The following is a 14,722-nucleotide window of genomic DNA, read 5'->3' on the forward strand; positions in this document are numbered from 1 at the left end:
AGTTGTAAGCTTTCCTGTTATATATAAGTTAAATTATAAATAGGAGAGCTTACATTTTTTTATATTTTTTTGGTGAATATTCTCCTAAAATGACAATTTTTATTTTGTTTCCTCCGTTTTACAGCTAGGATTGCCTTGGAATTGGCCATGGATTCTTGCGTCTTTTATATTTTGATTTGAGCATTGGAAATTTCCATCCTTAGGCTTGACTTGAAAAGTGATTTATCCTATTATAGTAGGTCTTTTGCCTATTTTGGGTTTGATTTTAATCAACTTTTATGGAAAAAATTTCTACGCGTTTACAATCAGATCTATACCGATTAGGGATACGAAAAGGAGATCATTTATTAATTCATTCATCGCTTAACGCTTTGGGTAGATTCCCCAACCGTGCCGAGACAATTGTCAAAGTTATTATAGCCTTTTTGGGGAGTGAGGGAACACTTTTAATGCCAAGTTTATCCTACCAAACAATTAATAAAAGTCAGCCGATTTTTAACGAACAAAATACACCCTCATGTGTAGGTGGGTTAACAGAGTTTTTCAGGACTTATCCTGGTGTGAAAAGGAGTATTCATCCCACACATTCGGTGTGCGGAATTGGAGGGAAAGCTGATTTTCTTTTAAATGATCATTTAAAAGACGAGACACCTTGTGGCCCTTACTCTCCCTTTGCAAAATTGCCTTTAGTGAAGGGAAAGGTAATGTTTTTGGGGTGTGGGACTAGACCCAATACTTCCATGCATGCGGTGGAAGAAAAATTCATTCCACCCTATTTGTTTGGAGAAAAAATAGACCATGAACTTCAACTATCAAATGGTGAAACTTTGGTTAAAACCTACCAAAGGCATGGTTTTAAAGGGTTTGATCAACGTTATGATCGTTTATTTAATGTCCTTGAACCAAGAGATTATCGAATAGGCAAAGTATTGGAAGCGAAAAGTGTGGTTATGGAATCTTTGGCTATATGGGAGAAAGGGATCCTGTATTTAAAACAAGATCCTTTTTACTTTGTCGATAGGGCAAACTGATTATTGTTCAGTAGCATGGCAACCACAACCACTGTGCATGTAGGTTTGTATGCTTTCATGCCATGGAAAAGCCTCGTTAAAGAGATTATTTTCCCAATAAAATGGCTTTCTTGTTTTAGGCTCATTTCCAATTTCGTCCATAGTAGCTGAATTATATAACCTACCATTGATCATGGTGTGGGTGATAGAATTTGAGTTTTTAATGTCCTCCAATGGGTTTTTATCCATAATGATAAGGTCGGCCAATTTCCCTTCTTTTAAGGAGCCTATTTCCTTGTCCATTCCTATGTACTTTGCACCATTTATAGTCGCTACTTTTAGCGCATCATGATTGGACATTCCTCCCTGAACAAAACTCCATAGCTCCCAATGAGCACCTAATCCCTGCAATTGACCATGTGCTCCTAAGTTTATTTTTACTCCTCTATCGGCTAGGGCATTTACCTGCTTGGCTGTAAGGATATGTCCATTTTCATATTCCTCATCCGGTGCCATGGTTCTATGTCTGGACCTGGCGTCAATTACCCCTCTAGGCGTAAAACGTAGAAGTTTTTCATTTTCCCATACATTGGTCTTTTGGTACCAATAGTTTTCACCATTGAGCCCTCCGTAATTGACTATGAGGGTAGGGGTGTAGCCAACCTTTGACTGAGCCCATATTTCAAGAACATCATTGTAAACCGGGGCTATAGGTATGTTGTGTTCGATTCCTGTGTGGCCATCCTGCACCATAGACATGTTGTGGAAAAAAGTAGAACCTCCTTCTGGCACTACATTCACCCTAAGTTCTCTGGCTGCTTGTAGTACTTGTTGGCGTTGGTCTCTTCTAGGCTGATTGTAGGATTTAACGGAAGTTGCCCCAAGTGCTTTGGTCCGTCGTAGAGAAGATTTAGCATCCTCCAATTTATTAATCACAGCCTTAAAATCCCCATCTGCACCGTATAAAATAAAGCCTGTACTAAAAATCCGAGGGCCTACCAAACTGCCGTTTTTTATCATTTCAGATAAGGTGAATACCGTTTCGCTATTGGCCGATGGATCATGGGAAGTCGTGACTCCAAAGGCTAGGTTGGCGTACAATTGCCAGTTTTGCTGAACAGTAAGTCCATCTCTAAAGGCACCGATATGGGCATGAGCATCCACCATTCCAGGCATTATGGTCTTACCTTTCATGTCATAGACCATGGCCTGTTTTGGTATACTTACTTTACCGTTTTCCCCAACAGCTAGAATATTTGAACCTTCAATTACTATTGTTCCATTTTCAATAACCTCGTCTCCCTCCATGGTGATAATCCTGGCTCCGGTAAAAGCAATGGTACCTTTGGGTTGATCGACTTTAGCCGTTAGACCTATAGCAATACCTTTTTCTCTTAGCTCATTTTCTTCTTCAGCCCTTTCTCCAAGGAAAGAAAACTTATCCTTGAGTTTTTTGCTGTAATACTGATCGCCCAAAGTCCAATGAACAGTTTGGCTGTCTTTAGACCAGTGAAGGTATAACCCGGCGTCCTTGTCAAGGGTTGCAACAGGTACTGATTTACTTTTGTCATCAAGATTGATGGTTTGTCCATTAAGGACAAGAGGTGCTACATAAGCCTTATGCAAATGTATAAAAGCTACCCATTCATTATCAGGACTAGGAACCAGCCTATTGGCATATTTTGACTCGATATGCGTCCGCTCATCCTTTCCATTCAAATCTATGGATTTAAGACTTTTGGTCAGGTTGCCAAAAAACTTCCCTCCAGTTTGAAAAAAGAGTCTTTCTTCATTTTTGGTAAACAAGGGATAATCTCCCGAAGCCGTTAAAAACTTACTTTCTTTTGATTCAAGATTAAGTAAATATATTCCAGGGTTTTTGGTGAAAGTTCTGCCTTGGTCCAGGTTTCCACCTTCTTTTCTATAGGCCAGACTTTTACCATCTGGTGAATAAACAGGATGTCTGTAGATTCCCTTTTCACTTGTTATAGTGGTAATCTTCTTACTTTTTAGCTCAATTTCTGCTATTGTGCCTTTATTTAGATCATTCCAAGTGACAAAGACAATCTTTTTACCATCTGGAGAAAAGGAAGGCTCCGCTTCGAAATCCACACCCGATGTTAGTCTTTTAGGTTTGCCATTGGGCATCTCTTTTGTCCATACATAACCTAAAGCCCTAAATACAATGGATTTACCATCAGGGGAAGTCCTTACATCCCGGATCATTTTAGCCGTAAATGATTCACGCTCTATTTGGTGTTCAAAATGTACTCGTTTTGCCAATGGCATGGTTACATCCGCAGAAAATGGAATGTCATTTTGGTTAAGGTTGGCGATATTGATTTTCTTCAATTTGCCTTTAGCCCAAATAACCAATTCATCCCCCGATGGCATCCAAGAAAAGCCAGGGTAAACACCGAATATAGCCCATGCTGTTTGTTGATCTTTGTTTAGTTGATCATAGACAGGCCATTCTTCACCAGTTTCCAGATCCTGGATATACAATACTGTCTTGGTCCTCACTCTTTTGATAAAAGCAAGTTTATTCCCATCAGGGGAGACCTGTGGTCTGGCAGCTCCACCTGGACCACCAGTAATAGTTTTTATTTCTCCTGTCTTGAAATCGTACCTTTTGATGACATAAATTTGACCATTGGGATCTCTATTGTATTGAAAGGAACCTCCAGGAGACATGTCTTCGCTATAGTAAAGGTATTTACCGTCAGGTGAAACGGAAGGTTCATTTACATCCTGTTGGTCATTTTTTCTTTTGGTTAGCTGTAAGCCATCTCCTCCGGTGATGTGGTATTGCCACATTTCTCCAGCACCAAGAGACCTGCCAGAAGAAAAATGCTTTCTTGCGATCAGGAAATTGCCATCGGGCATCCATTCAGCGTTATTGAGTAAACGAAAGGATTCCTTAGTGATTTGTTTTGGCTCCGATCCATCCGTCTTCATTACCCATATATTGTCTCCACCACCTGCGTCTGAGGTAAAGGAAATCCATTGACCATCTGGACTGAATCGCGGTTGGACATCGAAGGACATTCCAGTCCTTAAAGGCTTTGCTTTTCCGCCTTTTACAGGGATGGAATAGATGTCGCCCAGCATATCAAATACGATGGTATTTCCATCAGGACTGACGTCTACATTCATCCAAGTCCCTTCATCCGTTGTGAAATTAATTTGATCAAATTCCCAATCGCCATTTGGTTTGGAAACATTCCAATCTGTTTCCTCTTGAGCTAATAAAGGTGATAGCAGAAATAATCCTGCTAACCAAACTATTAAAAACTTACGCATAATGATTGATTTTTTACTTACCTAAACAAAGATATAGGCAATAAAATGAATAACTTAAAGAAGTGCTAACAATTTGGTCTAGGACTTGTTTGTATTATGATGAATCAAGGTAAAAAAAAGGTAGTTGCCATCGCAGGTGCAACAGGGTACATAGGTAAATGGTTTATGGACAGGTTTAAAGACCAGTATCATTTTATAGGTCTGAGCAGGAGGGAGGTTAATGAGAATCCTGAACCAAAAATAGAATGGAGACAAGTAGAGTTGTATTCCATTTCTTCCACCACTGAGGCCCTCAAAGGAGTTGACTATGCCATCTATTTGGTGCACTCTATGAATGCGTCTACTAGGCTCAATCAGGGTAGTTTCGAAGATACAGACTTGCTCTTAGCGGATAATTTTTCTAGAGCAGCGACTAGTAATGGAGTAAAGCAGATTATTTATCTGGGGGGTATTTTGCCTAAGGGTGAACCCGAAGAGGAATGGTCTCAACATTTGAAAAGTCGGTTGGAAGTAGAGCGAACCTTATCTACAGGAACGGCTGCCCTAACTGCCTTAAGAGCTAGTATAATCGTAGGGCCTGGAGGATCTTCCTTTGACATGATCAAGAATCTGGTTAAAAAATTACCTGTACTGATCTGCCCACAATGGACCGAATCTAAAACCCAACCCATCTCCCTAGATGATACCCTTACCATCATAGATGCATGTTTAGGCAATGAGGAAGTTTATGACAAAGCCATAGAAATAGGCAGTCCTGAAGTGATGAGTTATAAGGAAATGCTTGTTAAAACCTCCATGGTCATGGGAAAGAAGAGGTGGGTGTTTTCAGTTCCCTTTTTCTCCCCGGGGCTTTCTAAGTTGTGGGTAGGGTATTTTGGTGAAAGCCCTTCTCAGCTCGTGTCTCCTCTAGTGGAAAGTCTGAAGCATACCATGACAGTTTCTGATGACTTGGCTTTTGATGCTGTGTACATTGATTATCAAGGTTATGAAGAGGCGGTTAAAATAGCACTTGAAACGGTAGAAGAACCTGTATTACCATCCTTCAAACCGGCTGAAAAGCAAAAAAATACGGTGAGAAGTATTCAGCGTTTACCAAATACTCTGGGAAAAAGTGCCTATTGGGCAGCCAATCGATACAAGGTTTGGTTACCCATATTTTTTAAATCCATAATCATTGCCAAGGAAGACGAGGATAAAATAATAAGTTTTTATATTTCTTTTATAAAGGTACCCATGCTTCAGTTGTCTTGGGTTAAAGACAGAAGCAACAAAAAAAGACAACTTTTTTACATTTCAGGTGGCTGGTTGGTGAGTCGATCAAATTATGGTTGGCTGGAATTTAGAGAGGTGCTAGAAGGTAAATATATCATTACCGCAATTCACGAATTTGTTCCCAAAATCCCTTGGTTTTTTTATGTTAACACTCAGGCACGTTTGCATCTTTGGGTAATGAACAGGTATGGAAAATACCTAAATACCATTAGAAAGAGGAAAAGGCATATAAATTGAATATGAAAAAAGAATTCCGAATGATGGATCGAAGTAAATATAGGTCAACTTTTACCAAATGAAGATTATCTCTTTTAAGGAGATGTTTAAGGTATTGTATTTTAAAATCAATTGTCTAAAGATTTAACCTCTGAAAGGAGTGAATTTGCGTTGGAGTTCGCTGCTTAACTTTAGTTTTTGCCATTGTCTTAGAATTCCATCTAGGCTTTAATGCCATGGAGTAATCATAGAAATAGCGGGGGTATTGCAACACCTATTTTATCTGCAAAGAAAGGGAGAAATATCTCAGATAAGGGTATAGTTCTTGGTTCAGTGAATGCATATTAAATGATTAAGTTTGGATTGTCGCCTTTTTTTGCGCCTATTCTGACATAATCGTTTAATTTTACGCTCTTACGCTTAAAATTTGCGATGTCTTCGAATCCGGTTTAAATTATCAAAGGATAATTTCTAGTCATCGTACTCCAGAAATTGACCAAAAAAATCCCCGAAATATTTCCGGGGATTTAATGATAATAGTAATTAGAAAATTATAGATCCCTAAGCTTTTAACTTAGGCTCCCATCCTTTTTCATATTCTCTTTTCCAAAGGGCTTTTCCTTTCTTACTGTTGGTAATGTGTCCATTTGAAGAATCACAAGTCAACACTTCTCCAGTTCTTGAAGCGATGTTTGCCAAGTGGCAAAGCAATACACTTTTAGCACCTTCGTCTATAGGGCTTTTTTGTTCAGCCTTTCCTCGGATAGCCTCAAAGAAGTTAACAACATGAAGAGTGGACATATCGCCTCCTCCTCCAAGTGCAGTGCCAGCTTCATTGCTAGTAGATTCACTGGTTTTAACCACCTTACCATTTCTATCAAATAGCTTGTAACCACCTCTGTCAATATAGGCAGAACCGTCAGTTCCATAGACAATGGTTCCTCTTCCTGGGCCATAAGTATTGTGACCATTTCGGCTTTTACAGTCCCACTGAATGGTTCTATTTCCGGAGAATTTAAAAACGGCATCCATAGTATCGTACATGGTCCAACCATCATTTGGCCAATGGTACTTTCCTGAATCTACAGAAACTTTTTCAGGAAAATCTACCTGAAGTGCCCATCTGGCAACATCTATTTCATGAGTACCATTGTTTCCAGCCTCAGCTGTTCCATGGTCCCAGCCATACCAATGCCAGTTATAGTTCCAGGTTTCTTCAGTATATTCTCTTCTAGGTGCAGGTCCTTGAAATAAATCCCAATCCAATCCATTAGGCGGTGTAGCCTTCTTTTGGTTAGGCACTTCACCTCTTGCTGAATTGTAAAAGGCAGTTGCTTTGTAAACATTTCCTATCACACCTTCATGTATCTCCTTAATGATTTGGATACTTTCAGGAGAGGAACGCTGCTGATTACCCATTTGCACCACTTTATTGTAATGCTTTTGGTAAGCAACTAAAAGTTCTCCCTCATAAGGGTTATGGCTACAAGGTTTTTCTACATAGACATTTTTACCCGCCTCTAGTGCAAGCCAAGTACCTGGCGCATGCCAGTGATCTGGGGTTGCATTGATCAAAGCATCAACTTCTTTGTCTTCCAAAACTTTTAGTATACTGTTTTCAAGTTTTGGTTTATAATCTATGTGTTTAGCAAAATTTATTGCAGCCCTTTCTCTTTGTGATGGCATTACATCGCAAAGGTACATAAGGTTTATATTGCTTGATTTTAATTTTACTGGCTCATAATATGCTCCTAATCGTCTTCCTAAGCCAGCGATTGCTAAGTTGATTCTGTCATTTGCTCCAATGATATTTCCGTAGCTTTTGGCAGAAAACCCTACAGCTCCTAAAGAAGAAATACCCATGGTTGCTAAAGCGGATTTTTTAATAAAATCCCTCCTGCTATCATTAGATTTATTCATAAATATTCTCAGGTTTGTTGAATGTATTGTTATTAACTTCTAATCTTTTTTCAATATGCTTCTGGCGATACCAATTTCCAATCCTCTGAGTTCAGCAAGGCCCTTTAGTCTTCCTATGGCAGAATAACCAGGGTTGGTGATTTTTCCTAAATCATCTAACATTTGGTGTCCATGATCCGGACGCATTGGAAGTGATTTACCAATTTTCTGTTGCAATTTCACTATTTCTTCAACGACATCAGCCATTGGAACATCACCTTCCATGTGGTTGGCTTCGTAGAAATTACCTTCTTCATCCCTCTGAGTGCTTCTCAGGTGAATAAAATGAATGTGCTCACCATATTTTTCTACCATAGCTGGAAGGTCATTGTCAGCCCTGATGCCTAAAGAACCTGTGCAAAACGTAAATCCATTATAAGGACTATTGTTGTTTTCCAAAATTCGATCATAGTCCTTAGCTGTACTAACTACTCTAGGCAGACCGAAAATAGGGAATGGAGGATCATCCGGGTGGATACATACTGATACTTTGTTTTCTTCAGCTACTGGAACGATTGCATCAAGAAATAAATTAAGGTTATCGCCTAGTTTCTTTGCATCGATTCCTTTGAAGGTATCCAAAGCCTTTTGAAAATCCTCTACAGAATAACCTTCTTCAGCACCTGGTAAACCAGCTATAATGTTATTGACCAATTGGTTTTTATCCTCTTCAGACAAAGTATCAAAATGAGCCTTAGCCTTTTGTTTCATGCTTTCACTGTAATCAGCAGCAGCACCTGGGCGTTGAAGAATAAATAAGTCAAAAGCAGCAATAGCCTTCATTTCAAAGCGAAGTGCTTTCGCACCGTTGGCCATAGGGTAAGCAAGGTTGGTCCTTGTCCAATCCAGTATGGGCATAAAATTATAACAAACAGTAGTGATACCTTCTGAAGCCAGGTTTCTAATACTTTCCTGATAATTTTTAATGCATTCTTCAAAATTCCCAGATCGGGTTTTGATGTTTTCATGTACAGGCACACTCTCAACTACGGACCAAGTCAGGCCTGCTGCTTCAATAATTTCTTTTCTCTCCCTGATTGCTTCCCTAGGCCAGACCTGACCATTAGGTATTTGATGCAAGGCAGTGACTATGCCAGTAGCTCCTGATTGAAGGATGTCTGACAACTGTACGGGATCATTTGGACCATACCAACGCATGGTTTGTTCCATGTATATAGGTTGTTTGTTATTACTCATACTCCTGAAAAAGCGCTAAATCCTCCATCTATTTCTGTAATTGTACCTGTTACGAACTTTGAAGCCTCGCTGCTGAGCCATTGCACGGCACCGAAAAGCTCCTCAGGATTGCCAAATCTGGCCATTGGTGTGTGGTCGATGATTTGATTACCACGTTGTGTGAGGCTGCCATCCTTATTGGTAAGTAAAGCTTCATTTTGAGCGGTTAGGAAGAAGCCAGGGGCTACTGCATTTACTCTCATTTCCGCACCGTATTTTTTCGCAAATTCCACAGCCATCCATTTGGTCATGTTGTCAATAGCGGCTTTAGCTGAAGCATATCCCATCACTCGGGTCATAGGCCTGCTTGCTGCCATTGAAGAAATATTGATGATGGACGCTTTTTTGGTTTTGGTGAATAATGGCAAAAAGGTCTTTATAGGTAAGAAAGTCCCCATATAATTGAGGTCCATAATCGTTTTTACCGCCTCAGATGATAAGTCTGTAACCAATTGATCTGGCATCACTGTAGCTCCAGGCATGTTTCCTCCTGCTGCATTGATTAGGACATCTACCTGCTCAAATTCTTTCTCCAGATTCTCTTTGACTAAGGTTAGTTCTTTTTCGTTGGTAACATCTGCCACAGCAGGATAGGCATAACCGCCGTCATCCTTAATTTCATTCACGAGCGCACTTACCTTTTCCTCATTTCTTCCAAGGATTATCATCTGTGCACCTTCCAATGCTAGGTGTTTAGCTATTGCTTTGCCTAAAACACCAGTTCCACCACTAATTATGATGACTTTGTTTTTTACTGAAAATAATTGAGACATTGTATGTATTATGGTTTTTATTTATTTTAAAGTGAAACTCCTCGTTTCCAAGGTATGAAATCGTCTTGATTCAACAATACAGCTTTTGCTTTTATCTTACCACTAGCCACTTGTATAATATGTTCCATTAATTCATCGCCCATTTCAGGAATGGTTTTTTCACCTGAAATAATTCCACCAGTATCTACATCTATGATGTCAGACATCCTCTCGGAAAGTTTATGATTGGAAGATACTTTGATGACAGGGGTAATAGGATTTCCTGTAGGGGTTCCTAAACCTGTGGTAAATAATATGATATTGGCTCCAGAACCTGCCATTGCAGTGGTGCTTTCTACATCATTTCCTGGGGAGCACAATAAGCTAAGTCCAGGTTTAGTTACAATTTCAGTATAATCAAGGATATCTTCAATAGGAGAGGTGCCACCTTTTTTGGCTGCTCCAGCAGATTTTATCGCATCTGTGATCAAACCATCTTTTATGTTCCCAGGACTTGGATTCATGTCAAAACCTGAGCCTACTGCTTCTGCAGATGCTGAATAGGCACGCATTAACTTTACGAATTTTGCTGCATTTTCATCCGTAGTACACCTATTGATCAGTTCCTGTTCTACACCACATAATTCTGGAAATTCAGAAAGGATGGTTTTTCCTCCCAAGGCTGCTAGAATATCAGATACCTGTCCTAAAGAAGGATTAGCAGAAATTCCCGAGAAACCATCAGATCCACCACATTCCAGTCCTATGGTCAATTGGCTCAATGGTGCTGGTTCCCTTACCAATTGATCTGCCTCTGTCATTGCCAAGAATGTAGATTGTATGGCTTTAGTGAGTAGCTGAGGTTCGGTGCCCTCTTCCTGCTGTTCTAAAATGATCACCGGTTTTTTGAGATCCGGGTTGATATTGGCTAATTTTTCTTTTAAAATCGCAGGTTGTGCATTTTGACAACCCAGACTTAAAATTGTCGCACCCGCCACATTTGGGTTGTTGATGTACCCAGCGATCAAAGCACAAAGGGCCTCAGAATCTTGTCTGGTGCCACCACAGCCTCCATTATGGGTAAGGAATTTTATACCGTCTAAATTTTTAAATAACTTTTCTTCTCCAGCCTGTTCCAGGGTTTCCACACCCACTTGCTGAAGACCTTCCTTGTCTCCGTTAAGGTAAAGCTGCTTCATTTGTTTCACGAAAGATTTGTAGGGGTTGGGCTTAGCAAAACCCAGCTCTTCTACAAAAGCCTGCTTCATGATTTCTATGTTTCGGTTTTCGCAAAATACCAAAGGCACTACCAGCCAATAATTGGCAGTTCCAACCTGTCCATCTGGTCGATGAAAACCATCAAATGTCCTGTTTTTCCATTTGCTTACATCAGGAGCATTCCACTTAAACGCCTTTCTTTGGCCAGTGTAGGTAGCTGTCTGATGAGCAAGGTTACTTGTCGTGATGACATCACCTGATGGTATGGGAGACAATGCCTTGCCTACAATTATACCATACATATACACTTTATCCCCCTGATTTAAATCAGAAATGGTGAATTTATGCTTGGCATTAACACTACTTTTTAAAGTAATTTCATTATTTTCAAATTTGATAATTTCACCCTTTTTAAGGTCCGTTAACGCAACCAAAACGTTGTCGTCGGGATGAATTCGTAAAACTTTATGCACCATTTCAATTATTTGATTATCTTGAGCAATCGATTGCACAATTTATAAATAAATTAAAAGAAAAGAGGCTAAGGGCTTCTTTTTTTTTAAATCCCCATTAATTTTGATGGTTTATTGTCAGTTTTCCAAATCCATTCTATTGATGGATGAAAAAAACAAGTGCAATAACAAGTCCTGAATTGTGGGCTAATTGTATCTTGCTCTAAGTATTATATGAATAAGGAATACTACCTAAAATAGTACAGTTAAATCATTATTAGTCAGTACTTATTCTTCCAAGTTTTTCAATTTAGCAAGTTCAGTGAAATAGTAAAGCAATGATATAATGTGATTGAATTATTGAAATAAAACTTAATTGATATAATTTTAAGAAGTAAACGAGTAATAGAAACCCAAATAATATTGCAATTCATATGTTGAAATTTAAAAAGACGAATTTTCCGAACTACCTAAGTATGCTGTTTCTTGCGGCTATTTTGGTGAGCTGCTCCAAACCAGGAGGAGTAAGGATATTAAAACTTGGCCATGGATTGGATACAAGCCATCCAGTACATGCTGCCATGCTGTATTTAGCCGAAAAGGCTGAAGAAAAATCTAATGGTAAAATGATTGTTCAGGTGTATCCCAACCAACAATTAGGTACCGAGCGGGAGCTTGTGGAACTGCTACAAATTGGTAGTTTGGCGATGACCAAAGTATCCACTGCAGCAATGGAGGGATTTGCACCGGAAATTAAAATATTAGGTCAGCCTTATTTATTTCGCGATGATGAGCAGCAGGCTAAGGTACTTGAAGGACCTATAGGTAAACAACTTTTGGCTGCTGGTGAGAAATACTGGCTTAAAGGTTTGTGTTTTTATGATGGTGGCAAACGTAGTTTTTATACCAAGGACAAGCCCGTAATGGTGCCCTCAGATATAGAGGGACTCAAAATCCGAGTAATGGAAAGTCCAACTGCAGTTAATATGGTGCAGAGTTTTGGAGGTTCACCTACCCCAGTTTCCTTTGGGGAACTTTATACGGCATTGCAACAAGGTATAGTGGATGGCGCTGAGAACAATCCCCCAAGTTTTGTTACTTCTCGTCACTATGAAGTGTGTAAATACTACTCTTTAAATGAACATACTGCGATTCCTGATATGATGATTGTAAGTACCAAGGTTTGGGACTTGCTTTCTGAGGAAGAAAGAACCTGGCTTCAAGAAGCTGCTGATGAGTCAGCCGTTTACCAATACAAATTATGGGAAGAATCTGTAGCTGAATCGATGAAAATTTTGGAGGAAGCTGGCGTAGAGGTACTTTATCCAGATAAGGAGCCATTTAGAAAAGAGGCGGAAAAGGTTTATGAACTTATGAAAGAATCAGATCCGGAAATGTATAAGTTGGTTCAAGAAATTAGAAAATATTAAGCAATGGTCAGTCTTAAATCAAAATTAGATAAAATTGTAGGGATCATGCTGATGGTCATTATGGCTGTGATGGTTCTTAATGTTACTTGGCAGGTTTTTTCCAGGTATGTGCTCCAGTCTCCGAGTTCATTTACGGATGAACTTTCAAGGTATTTATTAGTGTGGTTAGGTATGTTAGGTGCTGCCTATGTGGCCGGACAAGGTAATCACCTTGCCATAGATATTTTACCAACCAAGTTGGTAGGAGAAGCAAAAAGAAGATTATTAATTATTATTAATATTGTCATCATACTATTTGTTATTCCTGTGATGATAATGGGAGGGGCAAACTTGGTTTACATCACCTTCATTCTGGAACAAAAATCAGCGACTTTGCAATTGCCGCTGGCTTATGTTTATATGATGATCCCTTTTTCAGGTCTACTGGTGCTTTTTTACCAATTGGCAGATCTTAAAAATTTAATGAACAATAAAGACTCCCAAAATATTTAAATCATGGAAGAATATTTAAGCATACTTATACTGATTGTTAGTTTTATTATTCTAATGGGGATTGGGGTTCCAGTTGCCTGGGCATTGGGTTTTTCTAGTTTTCTTACACTTACAGTTACCATCGCCTCCGTACCTTCTGCCACTACTATTGCCCAAAGGATGGGAGTGGGGCTAGACAGTTTTGCCTTATTGGCCATTCCATTTTTTATATTGGCAGGAGAGATAATGAATAAAGGTGGCATTGCCAATAGGTTAATTGATTTGGCAAAAGCCATGACAGGAAAACTTCCTGGTGGATTGTTGTACGTAAATGTAATTGCCGCCATGCTCTTTGGAGCCATAGCAGGTTCAGCAGCAGCGGCAGCTTCTGCCATTGGTGGGATTTTAGGTCCAAGAATGGAAAAAGAAGGTTACCCAAGAGAATTGGGAGCTGCGGTGAATATCACTGCTTCTACAACTGGTTTGATTATCCCTCCATCCAATGTTTTGATCGTTTATTCTTTGGCTAGTGGGGGCGTATCCATTGCTGCGCTATTTATTGCTGGATATATTCCAGGCTTATTGATTGGTTTATTCTTGATGATCACCGCAGCTATATTTATCAAAAAGCACAACCTAAAGCCCGGTGAACCTACAAGTGCCAAAGAACTTGGTACTAAATTTCTAGCCGCATTTCCTAGTTTGATGCTTTTGGTTGTTGTAATTGGAGGGATAGTAGTTGGTGTATTTACCGCTACTGAGGCATCGGCAATAGCTGTTGTCTATACCTTGGTATTGTCCTTTATTTATGGGGAAATAAAAATAAAAAACCTTCCCTCCATTTTATTGAAAAGCTCTGAAACAACTGCAATTGTAATGTTGTTGATCGCTACTTCAATGAGTATGTCTTGGGCAATGTCCAGCGAGAATATTCCTCAGTCAATTAGTTCTGCTTTACTGACTATGAGTGACAATAAGTTCGTGATATTAATTATGATTAACCTAATCTTATTGTTCGTTGGTACATTTATGGACATGACACCAGCAGTATTGATTTTCACACCTATTTTTCTTCCAGCAGTGGTGACTTTAGGAATAGATCCTATCCACTTTGGTATCATGATGGTATTGAACTTATGTATTGGGGTATGTACTCCTCCGGTTGGCTCTGTTTTATTCGTTGGGGTGGGAGTGGCCAAGACTACCATTGCAAAGGTATTCTTTCCCTTACTTCCCTTTTTCTTGGCGATGTTATTAGGTTTGCTTCTGATCACATTGATTCCAGAGCTTACACTATGGTTGCCATCTGTTTTTGGTTTATAATAATTAGACACTTTATAAATTCAACTCCTCAGCCTTCGGTTGAGGAGTTTTTTTTTACCTATAGGGACAATGGCTCGTAA

The 14,722-nt window shown here is 39.4% G+C and carries 10 protein-coding genes; 5 read left to right on the forward strand and 5 right to left on the reverse strand.

What is annotated here, in order from left to right; all coding sequences use genetic code 11:
* Positions 1-278: 278 nt before the first annotated feature.
* Positions 279-1,031: an AAC(3) family N-acetyltransferase gene (locus CA2015_RS18770; protein ID WP_048643283.1), complete on the forward strand. Its 753-nt coding sequence runs from the start codon at positions 279-281 to the stop codon at positions 1,029-1,031.
* On the opposite strand, the gene CA2015_RS18775 is transcribed toward CA2015_RS18770, so the two are convergent.
* Positions 1,032-4,313: an amidohydrolase family protein gene (locus CA2015_RS18775; protein WP_048643284.1), complete on the reverse strand. Its 3,282-nt coding sequence runs from the start codon at positions 4,311-4,313 to the stop codon at positions 1,032-1,034. It lies immediately after the preceding gene.
* Between the two features lie 99 nt (positions 4,314-4,412).
* On the opposite strand from CA2015_RS18775, the gene CA2015_RS18780 reads away from it, so the two are divergent.
* Positions 4,413-5,822 (forward strand): NAD-dependent epimerase/dehydratase family protein, encoded by a 1,410-nt coding sequence (locus CA2015_RS18780; protein WP_048643285.1) that lies wholly within the window; start codon positions 4,413-4,415, stop codon positions 5,820-5,822.
* 540 nt (positions 5,823-6,362) lie between these two features.
* Here the strand turns inward: CA2015_RS18780 and CA2015_RS18785 are convergent.
* Genes CA2015_RS18785 through CA2015_RS18800 form a run of 4 tightly spaced genes read right to left on the reverse strand, consistent with a single transcriptional unit; the run spans position 6,363 to position 11,442 of the window.
* Positions 6,363-7,721 carry a Gfo/Idh/MocA family protein gene (locus tag CA2015_RS18785; RefSeq protein WP_048643286.1) on the reverse strand — a complete coding sequence of 453 codons (1,359 nt, stop codon included), beginning with the start codon at positions 7,719-7,721 and terminating at the stop codon, positions 6,363-6,365.
* Positions 7,722-7,760: 39 nt separating this feature from the next.
* Complete coding sequence (gene uxuA / locus CA2015_RS18790) at positions 7,761-8,957, reverse strand: mannonate dehydratase (RefSeq protein WP_240477842.1); 1,197 nt, start codon at positions 8,955-8,957, stop codon at positions 7,761-7,763.
* The gene (locus CA2015_RS18795) at positions 8,954-9,769 is read right to left on the reverse strand and encodes an SDR family oxidoreductase (RefSeq protein WP_048643287.1); all 816 of its coding nucleotides are present in this window, start codon (positions 9,767-9,769) and stop codon (positions 8,954-8,956) included. The genes uxuA and CA2015_RS18795 overlap by 4 nt, the downstream gene beginning before the upstream one ends.
* A 26-nt stretch (positions 9,770-9,795) precedes the next feature.
* Entirely contained in the window at positions 9,796-11,442 is a 1,647-nt protein-coding gene (locus CA2015_RS18800; protein ID WP_053086716.1) for a UxaA family hydrolase, read from the reverse strand.
* A 410-nt stretch (positions 11,443-11,852) separates the two neighbouring features.
* Here CA2015_RS18800 and CA2015_RS18805 point away from each other — a divergent pair, with 410 nt between their 5' ends.
* The 3 genes from CA2015_RS18805 to CA2015_RS18815 are packed head-to-tail and all read left to right on the forward strand — an operon-like array spanning position 11,853 to position 14,642.
* Complete coding sequence (locus tag CA2015_RS18805; RefSeq protein WP_048643289.1) at positions 11,853-12,848, forward strand: TRAP transporter substrate-binding protein; 996 nt, start codon at positions 11,853-11,855, stop codon at positions 12,846-12,848.
* Between the two features lie 3 nt (positions 12,849-12,851).
* Positions 12,852-13,340: a TRAP transporter small permease gene (locus CA2015_RS18810; protein WP_048643290.1), complete on the forward strand. Its 489-nt coding sequence runs from the start codon at positions 12,852-12,854 to the stop codon at positions 13,338-13,340.
* Between the two features lie 3 nt (positions 13,341-13,343).
* Positions 13,344-14,642, forward strand: coding sequence for a TRAP transporter large permease (locus CA2015_RS18815; protein ID WP_048643291.1), 1,299 nt, complete (start codon positions 13,344-13,346; stop codon positions 14,640-14,642).
* The last annotated feature ends 80 nt before the right edge of the window (positions 14,643-14,722 follow it).

Origin of the sequence: Cyclobacterium amurskyense, from assembly GCF_001050135.1 — a bacterium.
Taxonomy (GTDB): domain Bacteria; phylum Bacteroidota; class Bacteroidia; order Cytophagales; family Cyclobacteriaceae; genus Cyclobacterium; species Cyclobacterium amurskyense.

Bases quoted from the DNA above. Each gene is read 5' to 3' on its own strand.
- CA2015_RS18770 (WP_048643283.1), top strand. From the start codon at position 279: ATGGAAAAAATTTCTACGCGTTTACAATCAGATCTATACCGATTAGGG.
- CA2015_RS18775 (WP_048643284.1), bottom strand. From the start codon at position 4,313: ATGCGTAAGTTTTTAATAGTTTGGTTAGCAGGATTATTTCTGCTATCA.
- CA2015_RS18780 (WP_048643285.1), top strand. From the start codon at position 4,413: ATGAATCAAGGTAAAAAAAAGGTAGTTGCCATCGCAGGTGCAACAGGG.
- CA2015_RS18785 (WP_048643286.1), bottom strand. From the start codon at position 7,721: ATGAATAAATCTAATGATAGCAGGAGGGATTTTATTAAAAAATCCGCT.
- uxuA (WP_240477842.1), bottom strand. From the start codon at position 8,957: ATGAGTAATAACAAACAACCTATATACATGGAACAAACCATGCGTTGG.
- CA2015_RS18795 (WP_048643287.1), bottom strand. From the start codon at position 9,769: ATGTCTCAATTATTTTCAGTAAAAAACAAAGTCATCATAATTAGTGGT.
- CA2015_RS18800 (WP_053086716.1), bottom strand. From the start codon at position 11,442: ATGGTGCATAAAGTTTTACGAATTCATCCCGACGACAACGTTTTGGTT.
- CA2015_RS18805 (WP_048643289.1), top strand. From the start codon at position 11,853: ATGTTGAAATTTAAAAAGACGAATTTTCCGAACTACCTAAGTATGCTG.
- CA2015_RS18810 (WP_048643290.1), top strand. From the start codon at position 12,852: ATGGTCAGTCTTAAATCAAAATTAGATAAAATTGTAGGGATCATGCTG.
- CA2015_RS18815 (WP_048643291.1), top strand. From the start codon at position 13,344: ATGGAAGAATATTTAAGCATACTTATACTGATTGTTAGTTTTATTATT.